The organism is Pseudomonas sp. LB3P93, from assembly GCF_054898025.1.
The window spans coordinates 191306-205275 of the sequence record NZ_CM142713.1 but is presented as its reverse complement, the minus strand read 5'-3'; the positions used below and the strand labels follow the sequence as shown (position 1 = coordinate 205275).

The 13970-nt window shown below is 60.4% G+C and carries 13 protein-coding genes; 10 read left to right on the top strand and 3 right to left on the bottom strand.

The genetic code is table 11. The features are described 5' to 3' along the window. Window positions 1-165: 165 nt before the first annotated feature. Complete coding sequence (locus tag ACYZT8_RS00890) at window positions 166-573, bottom strand: RNA-binding S4 domain-containing protein (protein WP_461978480.1); 408 nt, start codon at window positions 571-573, stop codon at window positions 166-168. 116 nt (window positions 574-689) lie between these two features. Between ACYZT8_RS00890 and rimA the strand changes: the two genes are divergently transcribed. Genes rimA through rimK form a run of 3 tightly spaced genes read left to right on the top strand, consistent with a single transcriptional unit; the run spans window position 690 to window position 2868 of the window. Then, entirely contained in the window at window positions 690-1469 is a 780-nt protein-coding gene (gene rimA / locus ACYZT8_RS00885) for a S6 modification regulatory phosphodiesterase RimA (protein WP_461978478.1), read from the top strand. A 17-nt stretch (window positions 1470-1486) separates the two neighbouring features. Next, window positions 1487-1966 (top strand): retropepsin-like aspartic endopeptidase RimB, encoded by a 480-nt coding sequence (gene rimB / locus ACYZT8_RS00880; RefSeq protein WP_010464766.1) that lies wholly within the window; start codon window positions 1487-1489, stop codon window positions 1964-1966. Continuing rightward, entirely contained in the window at window positions 1963-2868 is a 906-nt protein-coding gene (gene rimK / locus ACYZT8_RS00875; RefSeq protein ID WP_007949201.1) for a 30S ribosomal protein S6--L-glutamate ligase, read from the top strand. Before rimB ends, rimK begins: the two co-directional genes overlap by 4 nt. Before the next feature lie 155 nt (window positions 2869-3023). Here rimK and ACYZT8_RS00870 read toward each other — a convergent pair whose 3' ends face one another. Beyond that, a complete protein-coding gene (locus tag ACYZT8_RS00870; protein WP_461978476.1) occupies window positions 3024-4337 on the bottom strand; it encodes an ATP-binding protein in 1314 nt (437 codons plus the stop codon). A 101-nt stretch (window positions 4338-4438) separates the two neighbouring features. Next, the gene (gene ompR, locus ACYZT8_RS00865; protein WP_010464774.1) at window positions 4439-5179 is read right to left on the bottom strand and encodes an osmolarity response regulator transcription factor OmpR; all 741 of its coding nucleotides are present in this window, start codon (window positions 5177-5179) and stop codon (window positions 4439-4441) included. A gap of 360 nt (window positions 5180-5539) precedes the next feature. Here ompR and ACYZT8_RS00860 point away from each other — a divergent pair, with 360 nt between their 5' ends. From ACYZT8_RS00860 to tauD, 7 genes are all read left to right on the top strand, one after another. Next, a complete protein-coding gene (locus ACYZT8_RS00860) occupies window positions 5540-7864 on the top strand; it encodes a Tex family protein (protein WP_461978474.1) in 2325 nt (774 codons plus the stop codon). Beyond that, window positions 7864-8247, top strand: coding sequence for a PaaI family thioesterase (locus tag ACYZT8_RS00855; RefSeq protein ID WP_007972875.1), 384 nt, complete (start codon window positions 7864-7866; stop codon window positions 8245-8247). The genes ACYZT8_RS00860 and ACYZT8_RS00855 overlap by 1 nt, the downstream gene beginning before the upstream one ends. Before the next feature lie 270 nt (window positions 8248-8517). Then, window positions 8518-10101 (top strand): glutamate--cysteine ligase, encoded by a 1584-nt coding sequence (gshA, locus tag ACYZT8_RS00850; protein WP_461978472.1) that lies wholly within the window; start codon window positions 8518-8520, stop codon window positions 10099-10101. Window positions 10102-10414: 313 nt separating this feature from the next. Further along, entirely contained in the window at window positions 10415-11392 is a 978-nt protein-coding gene (gene tauA / locus ACYZT8_RS00845) for a taurine ABC transporter substrate-binding protein (RefSeq protein ID WP_461956628.1), read from the top strand. 16 nt (window positions 11393-11408) lie between these two features. Further along, the gene (gene tauB, locus ACYZT8_RS00840) at window positions 11409-12203 is read left to right on the top strand and encodes a taurine ABC transporter ATP-binding subunit (RefSeq protein WP_461978470.1); all 795 of its coding nucleotides are present in this window, start codon (window positions 11409-11411) and stop codon (window positions 12201-12203) included. Beyond that, window positions 12200-13033 carry a taurine ABC transporter permease TauC gene (gene tauC, locus ACYZT8_RS00835; RefSeq protein ID WP_461978468.1) on the top strand — a complete coding sequence of 278 codons (834 nt, stop codon included), beginning with the start codon at window positions 12200-12202 and terminating at the stop codon, window positions 13031-13033. The genes tauB and tauC overlap by 4 nt, the downstream gene beginning before the upstream one ends. A gap of 55 nt (window positions 13034-13088) precedes the next feature. After that, window positions 13089-13931: a taurine dioxygenase gene (gene tauD / locus ACYZT8_RS00830; RefSeq protein WP_461978466.1), complete on the top strand. Its 843-nt coding sequence runs from the start codon at window positions 13089-13091 to the stop codon at window positions 13929-13931. Window positions 13932-13970 lie beyond the last annotated feature (39 nt).

Below are 13970 nucleotides of genomic sequence, written 5' to 3'. Positions count from 1 at the left end.
TTTCGCGGATGAGTGTGATGCGTAGCGCGCTGATTCCGGGGTGCTGCCGGCGAGTGCTGCGCACTCGATCGCGAGCAGGCTCACTCCCACAAAGGACTGCGCAATACCTGTGGGAGCGAGCCTGCTCGCGATAGCGTCAGCCCAGACGACACAGAAGCAACAGCCTCATTCGTCGTTGCTACTGCCACGAAACTTGAACAAATCCCGCCGCTGTTTCTTGCTCGGTTTGCCATCGGTGCTCACGCCCAACGCACCCGCCTTGCGCATGGCCGCGGCCGCTTCGCGCTTGGCGACGCTGGCATCGGTTTCCGCATACAAGGCCTGAGCCTCTGGCGCGCCACGGCGCACAATCGATAGCGCCTGAACCACCACCGTGCGCTCCTCGAACCCTGTACGAATCTGAAATTCGTCGCCGACCCTCGGCTCCTTGCCCGGTTTGCAGCGCTCACCCCGGCAATGCACCTTGCCGCTTTCAATCGCCGACTTGGCCAAGGCACGTGTTTTATAAAAACGCGCGGCCCACAACCACTTATCGAGACGGACCTTGTCGTCCTCTTCCTGTTTTTGTGCCATATGAATTCCTCTTTCGGCCAGTAGTCGGAACTGTACTACCGTTTCTGTCGGGCGCAAGAACTCGGCCCTCCGGATAGACTGTGATCTTGGCCGGCTCACCGGCATGGAGTGATCGAGTGACTATATTCCCGTCTTCATTGACCTCGCCGCAGGGCGGTTGCCAGGGCTGTCAGCAAAGCGAGCCGCTGGGCTTCGATTTTTCTTTTGCCTACCAACCGATCGTCGATCTGCGCGATCAGTCGATTTTTGCTCATGAAGCCTTGGTACGCGGCATTGCCGGGGAAGGTGCACTGTCGGTGCTCGACCAGGTCACCGAGGAGAATCGCTACCGTTTCGACCAGCTCTGCCGGACCCGCGCCATTGCAGGGGCGGCCAATCTAAACATGCAGACACACTTGTCGATCAACTTCATGCCCAACGCCGTGTACCGCCCGGAACTGTGCATTCGCAGCACCCTCGAGGCCGCGAAAAAACACAACTTTCCGATCAACCGTCTGATTTTCGAAACACTGGAAAGCCAGCACGTAGATAACTATCGCCATTTGACTAATATTCTGCGTGAATACCGCGAATTCGGCTTCAAGACCGCCATCGACGATTTCGGTGCGGGCTACTCGGGGCTCAATCTGCTGGCTGATTTCCAACCGGACCTGATCAAACTCGACATGGCACTGATCCGCGATGTCGACCGCGATCGTGTTCGTCAGGCTATCGTTCGAGGGATTGTCACAATCTGTGCGGAGTTGAACGTTACAGTCATCGCCGAAGGCATCGAAAGCGCCGGAGAACGGGATTTCCTGGCGGACTGTGGAATATTTCTGATGCAGGGTTACTGGTTCGCCAAGCCTGCATTCAAAGCGTTGGCCCAGGTAACGCCTGAGGCCTGGACGCGTTAATCGCCGGTTTTTTCCTATTGAAGACATTTGACCATTTGACCGTTATCGGTCTGCGCGAGTGGGTGGCGCTCCCGGATTTGGGAGTCGCGGGCCTGCGCGCAAAAATCGATACCGGTGCCAGCACCTCAAGCCTGCATGCCACCGACATCGAACCGTTCGAGCGCGACGGTGAAAGCTGGGTGCGCTTCACCGCGCACCTGGGCACGGTGGTGCAGTTGCGTCATCGACGTTGCGAGGCGCCACTGGTGACGCGCAAAACCATTAAAAGCTCCAACGGTCACGCGCAGATGCGCTACGTGGTCAGCACTACACTGGCCCTGGGTGATCGGGTATGGCGGGTCGAATTCACCCTCGCCTGCCGCAAGTCCATGCGTTATCGCCTGCTACTCGGTTCCAAAGCCCTGATCGACGGCCAGCTGGTGGTCAATCCGGGCATCAAGTACGTACAAGACAAGCCGGTGTTCCCGGTATCTACCTCCTCCACAGGTGTTGCATGAAGATCGCTGTGCTGTCGCGGAACCCGCGTCTGTATTCCACTCGTCGTCTGGTCGAAGCCGGTACCGAGCGTGGCCATGAAATGGTGGTGATCGACACCCTGCGCGCCTATATGAACATTGCCAGCCACAAGCCGCAGATCCACTACCGCGGCAAGCCGCTGGAGGGTTTCGACGCGGTGATCCCGCGGATCGGTGCGTCTGTGACGTTTTATGGCTGCGCGGTGTTGCGCCAGTTCGAAATGATGGGGGTTTTCCCGCTCAACGAATCGGTGGCCATCGCCCGCTCTCGGGACAAGCTGCGGTCGCTGCAACTGTTGTCGCGCCGGGGGATCGGTTTGCCGGTGACCGGGTTTGCGCACTCCCCGGATGACATTCCCGACCTGATCGACATGGTCAACGGTGCTCCGCTGGTGATCAAGGTGCTGGAAGGTACGCAAGGCATCGGTGTGGTGTTGTGCGAAACAGCGACGGCGGCAGAGTCGGTGATTGAAGCCTTCATGGGCCTGAAGCAGAACATCATGGTTCAGGAATACATCAAGGAAGCCGGTGGCGCGGACATTCGCTGCTTTGTGGTCGGCGACAAGGTGATCGCGGCGATGAAGCGCCAGGCCAAGCCCGGGGAGTTCCGCTCCAACCTGCATCGGGGTGGCAGCGCCAGCCTGATCAAGATCACCCCGGAAGAACGCATGACCGCGTTGCGCGCGGCGAAGGTCATGGGTTTGGCGGTGGCGGGTGTGGATATCCTGCGCTCCAATCACGGACCGCTGGTGATGGAAGTAAACTCGTCGCCGGGACTGGAAGGGATTGAGACCACCACAGGGAAGAACGTGGCGGGGATCATCATTGAGCATCTTGAGAAGAATGGTGGGCCGAATATGACGCGGACCAAAGGAAAAGGTTAAACCCTGAAATTCATGGCGGCCGGAAGGCCGCCTTCGCGGGCAAGCCCGCTCCCACAGGATTTGTGGTGAAGCACAATCATGCGCTCACTGCTAAACCCTGTGGGAGCGGGCTTGCCCGCGAAGAGGCCCTCAGCCCCAACGAAGCTGCTGGTTTCTTAAACCGCATCTCTAGGCAGCATCAACCCAAGCGGCAACCGCACCCTCGCTTCCAGCCCACCACCGGACCGGTTACGCAACTCAACATTCCCGCCATGCATCGAAGCAATCCGCTTCACGATCGCCAGGCCCAATCCTGTCCCCTTCCCGCCCCGGGCACGATCACCTCGAGTAAACGGGTTGAAGATCGCTTCCAATTCCGAAGGATCGATCCCCGCCCCACGGTCCATGACGCTCAGCACCACGTACGGCGCGCTGGTATCCCCGGACACATAAGCCGCCACCTCAACCCCGCTGCCAGCGTGATGCAAAGCGTTGCCGATCAAATTGTTCAGCAACCGCTTCATCGACACCCGACGCAACGGAAACGGCTGGATCGGTTCCAGGCGCAGCCGCACTTTTTCTTCATTCTGGTTGTACGGCGCAGCGACTTCACGCACCAGGTCGCTCAGGTCCACTTCCTCGACAGACTCGTCACGACCATCGCGAATAAACGCCAGGAACTGGTCGAGGATCGCGTCCATGTCTTCGATGTCGCGCACCATCGCGTCGGTGAGGTCGTTGTGGTCGCCCATCAACTCCAGGGACAACCGCAGACGGGTCAAAGGCGTACGCAGGTCGTGTGACACCCCGGCCAGCATCAGTTCGCGCTCGCGGCCGGCCTGCTCAACGTCTTCAGCCATCTGATTGAAGGCGCGGTACACCTCGGTCATCTCGCTCGGGGTGTCGCTGATCGGCAGTCGCACGCTGCGACCCTGGCCGAGTTGCCTTGCGGCATAGACCAGACGTTTCAACGGTTGATTGAGCTGGCTGACGAAGATCCACGCCGAGGCGGTGGACAGCAGGCCGATCGCAAGGAACCAGCCGAGCACGTTCCAGATTTTCTGGCCGCGCAACGGATGCGGATAGAGCGGCACTTTCAGCCAGCCATCGCCCAGGCTAGGCGCCCGAACCCACAGAGCCGGCGGCGAGTGCATACGTAATCGCACTTCGGTGTCGGCACCCAATTCAGCCTGCATCTGCCGCTGATAGATCTCGCTGTAAGGCCAGTGTTGCTCGCCTTCCGGCACACCCGCACCCACTACCCGGATCAGGGTGGCGGCATCAGCGATTTTCTCACGGTTTTTTTCATCGGCAGCCCAATAGGCGCGCAGCGTCAGGGCGACGCCGTGGCTGTATTGGCGATCCACCAGCACGTCTTCGTTCATCAACAGATAAACCAGGGTCAGCGCCTTGGAGAACAGGACGACGATCAGCACCAGCCACAGGGTGCGGGAGAAGAAACTCTGGGGGAACCAAACGGGGGTTTTCATGGATAACCGCTACACACTTGCAGGAGCGAGCGATGCTCGCATATTGCGGATCGCGAGTCTGCGGACAATCGCCCGCAAGACTCGCTCCTACAAATCGCCGATCACTTGGTGGCGGCGCCATCCGGAACGAACACGTAACCCACGCCCCAGACTGTCTGGATGTAACGCGGTTTGGATGGATCAGGCTCGATCATTCGGCGCAGACGGGAGATCTGCACGTCGATGGAACGCTCCAGGGCATCCCATTCGCGGCCACGGGCCAGGTTCATCAGTTTGTCGCGAGTCAGTGGCTGACGCGCGTTCATGACCAACGCCTTGAGCACCGCGAACTCACCGGTGGTGAGCATGTGCACTTCGTCACCGCGCTTGAGTTCACGGGTGGCCAGGGACAGCTCGTAGTCACCGAAGGTCACGCTTTCGTCTTCGCTGCCCGGTGCGCCCGGCACAGGCGTCGATTGACGGCGCAGGACCGCTTTGACACGGGCCATCAGCTCATCCGGGTTGAATGGCTTGGCCAGGTAATCGTCGGCTCCCAATTCAAGGCCCTTGATGCGGCTCAGCTCATCGCCCTTGGCGGTCAGCATGATGATCGGAATCTGATTGTTCGCCGTGCGCAGGCGGCGGCAGGCGGTCAGACCGTCTTCGCCGGGCAGCATCAGGTCGAGAACGACCAGGTTGAACACTTCACGCGCCAGCAGGCGATCCATTTGTTCGGTGTTCGGTACGGCGCGGGCGCGGTAGCCCTTGCTGACGAAAAAACGTTCCAGCAGGCTGCTCAGCCCTGGATCGTCGTCAACAATAAGAATTTTTTCGCCTTCAGCATTGTTTGCAGTGCTGCTCATTAGATGCTCCTTTGATCTCGGCGCGCATTATGGCGTAGCTGCCGTTATACGCACCGTGTGCATTGTTAGCAGATTTTTCCTTCACCGCCAGAAACCCGGCCTTCGCGTTACCGCCTGCGATGCCCCTGAATGATAGAACGCTGGTTATAATGCGCGGCCTTTTGTGTCAGGCAACGTCTGATCATGGCTGCAGGTGGCCGCTTTTTATTTTCATGGTGCCGGCAGTCATTGTTCGATTTCACGGGTCAACGGGATACCTGTTGATCCAGGTAGCGGCGCACGCCAGGCCGCTCAACCAGACTCGCCGAGCCTTTATCTCTGCGCCTGCGAGCCTGCTTTCACAATTTGTCAGGTGGTTTTATGGACAGCATCAACAGCCGCATCGCCGAGGAACTCGGTGTACGCCCACAACAGGTCGAAGCGGCCGTCGCGCTACTCGATGAAGGCTCTACCGTTCCCTTCATCGCCCGCTACCGGAAAGAAGTGACCGGCAGCCTCGATGACATTCAGTTGCGTCATCTGGAAGAACGTCTGCGCTACCTGCGAGAACTCGACGAACGGCGCATCAGCATCCTTGCCAGCATCGAAGAGCAAGGCAAGCTGACCCCGCAACTCGAACGCGACATCAAACTCGCCGACACCAAGACCCGCCTCGAAGACTTGTACCTGCCGTACAAGCAGAAGCGCCGCACCAAGGGCCAGATCGCCCTGGAAGCCGGCCTCGGCGAGCTGGCCGACGGCCTGTTCAACGACCCGAGCCTGACGCCGGACGCTGAAGCCGCACGCTTCGTCGACGCCGAAAAAGGCGTGGCCGATGTGAAGGCCGCCCTCGAAGGCGCCAAATACATCCTGATGGAACGCTTCGCCGAAGACGCCGGTTTGCTCGACAAACTGCGCAGCTACCTCAAGCAGGAAGCGACCCTCAGTGCCCGCGTCATCGCCGGCAAGGAAGAAGAAGGCGCCAAGTTCCGCGATTACTTCGAACACGACGAACCGCTGAAAAGCATGCCGTCGCACCGCGCGCTCGCCATTTTCCGTGGCCGCAACGAAGGCATTCTGAGTTCCGCGCTGAAAGTCGGCGACGAACTGCCGGGCACCATGCACCCGTGCGAAGGCATGATCGGCCAGCAATTCGGCATCCAGAACCAGAACCGCGCCGCCGACAAATGGCTGGGCGAAGTGGTGCGCTGGACCTGGAAGGTCAAGCTCTACACCCACCTGGAAACCGATTTGCTCGGCGAACTGCGCGATGGCGCGGAAACCGAAGCGATCAACGTGTTCGCCCACAACCTGCACGACTTGCTGCTGTCGGCCCCGGCCGGCCCGCGCGCAACCCTGGGTCTCGACCCGGGCCTGCGTACCGGCTGCAAGGTCGCCGTGGTCGATTCCACCGGCAAGCTGCTGGACCACGCCACGGTTTACCCGCACGTGCCGCACAACAAGTGGGATCAGACCGTCGCGATTCTGGCCGCCCTGTGCGCCAAGCACTCGGTGGACCTGATCGCCATCGGTAACGGCACTGCCAGCCGTGAAACCGACAAGCTCGCCGCTGAGCTGATCAAAAAATACCCAGCGATGAAGATGACCAAGGTCATGGTTTCCGAGGCTGGCGCATCGGTTTACTCGGCGTCGGAACTGGCTTCCAAGGAATTCCCGGACCTCGACGTGTCGATCCGTGGCGCGGTGTCGATTGCCCGTCGCCTGCAGGATCCTTTGGCCGAACTGGTGAAGATCGACCCGAAATCCATCGGTGTCGGCCAGTACCAGCACGACGTATCGCAGCTGAAACTGGCGCGCGGCCTGGACGCTGTGGTCGAAGACTGCGTGAACGCCGTGGGCGTCGACGTGAACACTGCTTCCGTGGCGCTGCTGGCCCGTATCTCCGGCCTTAACGCGACCCTGGCGCAGAACATCGTCAGCCACCGCGACGAGCACGGCGCATTCAAAACCCGCGCGGCACTGAAGAAAGTCGCTCGTCTGGGCGAAAAAACCTTCGAACAGGCGGCCGGCTTCCTGCGCGTCATGAACGGCGACAACCCGCTGGATTCGTCGGCGGTTCACCCGGAAGCCTATCCGCTGGTGCAACGCATTGCCGCTGAAACCGACCGCGACATTCGCTCGCTGATCGGCGATGCGAGCTTCCTCAAGCGCCTCGACCCGAAGAAGTACACCGACGAAACCTTCGGTCTGCCAACGGTCACCGACATCCTGCAAGAGCTGGAAAAACCGGGCCGCGACCCGCGTCCGGAGTTCAAGACCGCCGAGTTCCAGGAAGGCGTCGAAGAGCTTAAGGACCTGCAACTGGGGATGATCCTCGAAGGCGTGGTGACCAACGTGACCAACTTCGGCGCGTTCGTTGATATCGGCGTGCATCAGGACGGTTTGGTGCACATCTCGGCGCTTTCGGAGAAGTTCATCAAGGATCCACGCGAAGCGGTGAAGGCCGGTGACGTGGTGAAAGTGAAAGTCATGGAAGTCGATATCCCGCGCAAACGCGTTGGCCTGTCGATGCGCATGAGCGACACCCCGGGCGAGAAAATCGACGGTGCCCGTGGTGCGCGTCCGGGTTCGGCTCCACGCCAGTCGCAGAACACTGCACCGCGTAAAGAAACCACGGCGGCGGCCCCGGCCAACAATGCCATGGCTTCGCTGTTCGCCAACGCCAAGCAGTTGAAGAAACGCTGATGGACATCCCTGCCGGGCTGACCGAAAGCGCGTTTTTCAAGCTGCTGGGGTGTCGCTTGCACAGCCTGGAAACCGGGGTGGCGCAAGTCGCCCTGGCGCTTGAGCCAGAACTGCGCAATCGCGGGGGCAAGCTGCACGGCGGGGCCTTGTTCAGTCTGGTGGACATTGCCATGGGGCTGGCCTGTTCCAGCACCCATGGCTTTGACCAGCAGAGCGCGACCATCGAATGCAAGATCAACTACATTCGCGCCGTTTCTGACGGTGAAGTGATGTGCACGGCACGGGTGATCCACCCGGGCCGGCGCACGCTGGTGGTCGAAGCTGACGTGATGCAGGGCGACAAACTGGTCGCAAAAGCACAAGGCACGTTCGCTGTCCTGTAGATGAATGCCATCATTTTGAGTTAATTTCAGCGCAACGAATCCTGTGGGAGCGAGCCTGCTCGCGATTGCGGTGTGCCAGACGACTTAAACGTTGACTGACACTCCCTAATCGCGAGCAGGCTCGCTCCCACAGGGATTGTGCAGTTCTTACTGACCGGCATGGCTTGCGCGGTTGCAAAAACCAGGCGAAAACGCCAGTTTTAACTTCACCCTTGTAGACCGTCTTGCCCACCCCCATATTGGGGCGACTGACGCGTGAAGGAATCCAACTTGAGCGAACTTCTCAACCGCCGCCTGGCTCTGCTCGGCGAGCGCGCTAACCTCTCTCTGCTCGAACAGTGCCTTCACGGCATCGAACGTGAATGCCTGCGCGTGACTGGCGAAGGTCGCCTGGCGCAAACGCCGCACCCGGAAGAATTGGGTTCCGCGCTGACCAATGAACAAATCACCACCGACTATTCCGAGTCGTTGCTGGAATTCATTACCCCGGCCCTGCCAGACCCGGCCGATACGCTGGCGAGCCTGGACAAGATTCACCGTTTTGCCTACAGCAAGCTTGGCAACGAGTTTCTGTGGAGTCCATCGATGCCGTGCCCGTTGCCGGCCGAGGAAGACATCCCGATCGCCTATTACGGCACGTCCAACATCGGTCAGCTCAAGTACGTCTACCGCAAGGGCCTGGCCCTGCGTTACGGCAAGACCATGCAGTGCATCGCCGGGATTCACTACAACTTTTCCCTGCCGGAACAGCTCTGGCCGCTGCTCAGAGAGACTGAAGGTTTTGTCGGCACCGACCGCGACTATCAGTCGTCGGCCTACATCGCGCTGATCCGCAACTTCCGTCGCTACAGCTGGCTGCTGATGTACCTGTTCGGTGCCTCCCCTGCACTGGACGCCGGTTTCCTGCGCGGTCGTTCGCACCAGTTGGAACAACTGGATCCGGACACCTTGTACCTGCCGTACGCCACCAGCCTGCGCATGAGCGACCTGGGTTACCAGAGCAACGCCCAGGCCGGTCTGACCCCGTGCTACAACGATCTGGCCAGTTACACCGACAGCCTGCGCAAAGCGGTCGCCACGCCGTATGCGCCGTATGTCGAAATCGGCACGCATCAGGACGGTGAGTGGGTTCAGCTCAACACCAACATCCTGCAGATCGAAAACGAGTACTACTCCAACATCCGCCCGAAACGCGTGACCTACACCGGCGAACGGCCGATCCAGGCGCTGGTGGCTCGCGGCATTCAGTACGTCGAAGTGCGCTGCCTGGACATCAACCCGTTCCTGCCGATGGGCATCGACCTGCCGGAGTCGCGTTTCCTCGACGCGTTCCTGCTGTATTGCGCGCTGAACGACAGCCCGCTGCTGACCAATACCTCGTGCAGCAATGCGACCTCGAACTTCCTCAGCGTGGTCAAGGAAGGTCGTCGTCCGGGCCTGCAATTGCAGCGCGACGGTCAACCGGTCGACCTGAAGGAATGGGCCGCCGAGTTGCTGGAAAAAATAGCTCCGCTCGCCGCGCTGCTGGATCAAAGCCACGGCGGCGATGCCCACAGCAAGGCATTGGATGCGCAGCTCGCCAAGGTCAAGGACCCGTCCCTGACACCATCGGCCCAGGTGCTGGCGGCGATGGCCGAGCACAAGGAAAGCTTTGCCCAGTTCTCCCTGCGTCAGAGCCGGGCACATGCGGAGTTTTTCCGCAGCGAGCCGTTGAACGGCGAAGATCAGGCGAAGTTTGAAGCACGCGCGCGTTCCTCGCTGGCTGAGCAAGTGGAGTTGGAGCAGAACGAAGTCGGCGATTTCGATGTGTTTGTCGGGTCGTATCAGGCGAGCATTCTGGCGATCAGCAACTAACCTCCTTGGCTCTGATCGTTCCCACGCTCTGCGTGGGAATGTCTCAAGGGACGCTCCGCGTCCAGTGACGCGGAGCGTCACGGGCTGCATTCCCACGCAGAGCGTGGGAACGATCATGAATGCCATGGATAATTTTTGGGGCCGCTTCGCGGCCCAACGGGGATAAATTCCCTCGCCAAAAGCGATCCGCTACTACTCTCCCTTAGAATTTTCCGCTCATAAGCTCATTCGAAAAAGTTATTTATTTTCGGATTCTTAGATCATTTAGTCTCCTTTCACGCCGACTCTCGGTCGCCTGACAAGGAGCTTCCCAATGAAACTGAATTTCCCCCTTCGCCTCCTGGCGGCCGCGTCTCTGGCTGCGGCGAGTTTCCTGGCCCAGGCGGCCGACGTTACTGTCGCCTACCAGACCACCGTTGACCCGGCGAAAGTCGCCCAGGCCGACGGCGCTTACGAAAAAGCCACCAACGCCAAGATCGACTGGCGCAAGTTCGATAATGGCGCGGACATCATCGCCGCCATCGCTTCCGGCGACGTGCAGATCGGCTACCTCGGTTCCAGCCCTCTGACAGCAGCGATCACCCGCAAAGTCCCGGTCGAAACCTTCCTGATTGCCACGCAGATCGGTGCCGCTGAAGCCTTGGTCGCCCGCGACGGTTCCGGGATCAAGACCCCTCAGGACCTGATCGGCAAGAAAATCGCCGTGCCGTTCGTTTCCACCGGCCACTACAGCCTGCTGGCCGCGCTGAAACACTGGAACATCGACCCGTCGAAAGTCACCGTACTCAACCTCGCACCACCCGCCATCATCGCTGCGTGGAAACGCGGCGACATCGACGCCACTTACGTGTGGGACCCAGCGCTTGGTGTTGCCAAGGAAAACGGCAAAGTGCTGATCACCTCCGGCGAACTGGCCAAGTTCGGTGCGCCGACCTTCGATGCCTGGATCGTGCGTAAAGACTTCGCGGAAAAGCACCCGGAAATCGTCACCGCGTTCGCCAAAGTGACCCTGGACGCCTACGCCGATTACCGCAAAGACCCGAAAGCCTGGCTCGCCAACCAATCCAACGTCGACAAACTGGTGAAACTCTCCGGCGCCAAGGCCAGCGACATTCCGTTGCTGCTGCAAGGCAACGTCTTCCCGCTGGCGGCTGACCAGGTGATCACCCTCGGCGCGCCGACCACCAAAGCCATCACCGACACCGCCGTATTCCTCAAGGAACAAGGCAAGGTCGAAGCCGTGCTGCCGGACTACGCGCCGTACGTCAGCGCGAAGTTCATCACCAACTGATCGGGAGTTAACCGCAATGGCTTTGCTACAGCTGGAGCGCATCAGCGCACAGTACCCCGGCAGCCCGGAACCGGTACTGGCGGATATTTCCCTGAGCCTTGGGCCCCAGCAATTGCTGGTCGCCCTCGGCCCGTCCGGCAGTGGCAAGACTTCGCTGTTGAACCTGATTGCCGGTTTCGTCAAACCCAGCGCCGGGCGCATCACCCTTGACGGCGTGCCGGTCAAAGGCCCGAGTGCCGAACGCGGCGTGGTGTTTCAGGACGACGCCTTGCTGCCGTGGCAGGACGTGTTGGCCAACGTCGGGTTCGGTCTGGAACTGGCTGGTGTTTCCCGGGACAAACGTGAAATCCGTGCTCGGGAAATGCTCGCATTGGTGGACCTTTCAGGTTTTGAAAATCGCCGAATCTGGCAGCTCTCGGGCGGCCAGAAACAGCGTGTCGGCCTGGCCCGGGCCCTCGCCGCCGACCCTCGCGTTCTGCTGATGGACGAACCCTTCGGCGCCCTCGACGCCTTCACCCGCGAACAGATGCAGGAGTTGCTGCTGCAAGTCTGGCAGCGCACCGCCAAACCCGTATTCCTGATTACCCACGACATCGAAGAAGCGGTGTTCCTCGCCACGGATCTGATTTTGCTGGCGCCGAACCCAGGGCAAATCGTCGCGCGCCTGAGCCTGGATTTCGGCCAGCGTTACGCTGCCGGAGAGTCGGCACGCTCGATCAAGTCCGACCCGCGCTTCATCGAAACCCGCGAACACGTGCTCGCCAAAGTGTTCTCCCAACGCAGCACCGCCCAGCGGCAGGAGCGCGCATGAGCAGTTATCAAATTCCCGCCGTTGCGGTGAAACCAGGTTCGACAGTCATTCCGGTGCGTCGCAGTTTGAGTACTCGGTGGATCAGCGTGCTGACGCTGCTCGCTCTGGTTTTCATTTGGTGGGCCGTGACGGCCACTGGAATGATCGAACCGCTGTTCCTGCCGCCACCGTCCGCCGTGCTGCAAAAAGGCTGGCTGCTGGTAACCACGGGCTACATGGATTCAACGTTGTGGCAGCACTTGGGCGCCAGCCTCAGCCGCATCGGTCTGGCCCTCGCTTTCGCGGTGCTGACCGCCGTGCCGGTCGGAATCGCTATCGGCCATAACCGAATCGCGCGCGGCATTCTCGATCCGCTGATCGAGTTCTACCGGCCGATTCCGCCGCTGGCTTATCTGCCGCTGATCGTGATCTGGTGCGGCATCGGTGAGTTGTCGAAAGTCTTGCTGATCTACCTCGCGATCTTTGCCCCGATCGCCATCGCCACCGCGACCGGCGTGCGCACGGTGGACCCGGCCAAGTTGCGCGCCGCCCAGTCGCTGGGCGCAACCCGGGCGCAGTTGATTCGCCATGTGATTCTGCCAAGCGCCCTGCCGGACATTTTGACCGGTGTGCGCATCGGTCTGGGCGTGGGTTGGTCGACGCTGGTTGCTGCCGAACTGATCGCCGCCACCAGCGGTTTGGGCTTTATGGTGCAGTCGGCCGCACAATTCCTCGTCACCGATGTGGTGGTGCTGGGGATTCTGGTGATTGCACTGATCGCCTTCGCCATGGAAATGGGCCTGCGCGCATTGCAACGCAAATTGGTGCCGTGGCACGGCCAGGCTCACTAAAGATTTGTCATTGACCATGCCGACAGCTCGGCACCCCGGATTGAAGAGAAAGAACATGAGCAACCTGACCATCGTTCCCCTCAGCTCGGCCCTCGGCGCGCAAATCAGCGGCATCGACGTCAGCCAGCCGCTGAACCTGGAACAACGCGACGCCATCGAGCAAGCGTTGCTCAAGCACCAAGTATTGTTCTTCCGCGATCAGCCAATCACGCCACAGCAACAGGCACGCTTCGCCGCGAATTTTGGCGATCTGCACATCCATCCGATCTACCCGAATGTGCCGGAACAACCGGAAGTGCTGATCCTCGACACCGCCGTCACCGACGTGCGCGACAACGCGATCTGGCACACCGACGTGACCTTCCTGCCGACTCCGGCCATGGGCGCGGTACTGAGCGCCAAGCTGCTGCCGGAATTTGGCGGCGACACACTGTGGGCCAGCGGCATTGCGGCGTATGAAGCGTTGTCCGCGCCGATGAAAGGCTTGCTGAAAGGGCTGACGGCGACTCACGACTTTACCCGTTCGTTTCCGCTGGAGCGTTATGGCAACACGCCTGAGGCCCTGGCTCAGTGGGAAGAAGCACGCCGGAAGAATCCGCCGTTGTCGCACCCGGTGATTCGCACGCACCCGGTGAGCGGGCGCCGGTCGTTGTTCGTCAACGAGGGCTTCACATCGAAGATCAATGAACTGTCGGAAACCGAGAGCGAGGCGATTTTGAAGTTTTTGTTTGCTCATGCGACGCGGCCGGAATTCACCATTCGCTGGCGTTGGCAGAAGGATGACGTGGCGTTCTGGGATAACCGCGTGACGCAGCATTACGCCGTCGATGATTACCGACCGGCGCGGCGGGTGATGCAGCGGGCTACGGTATTGGGGGATGTGCCGTTCTTTCGCTGATCCTATCGCCCGATCGTTCCCACGCTCTGCGTGGGAATG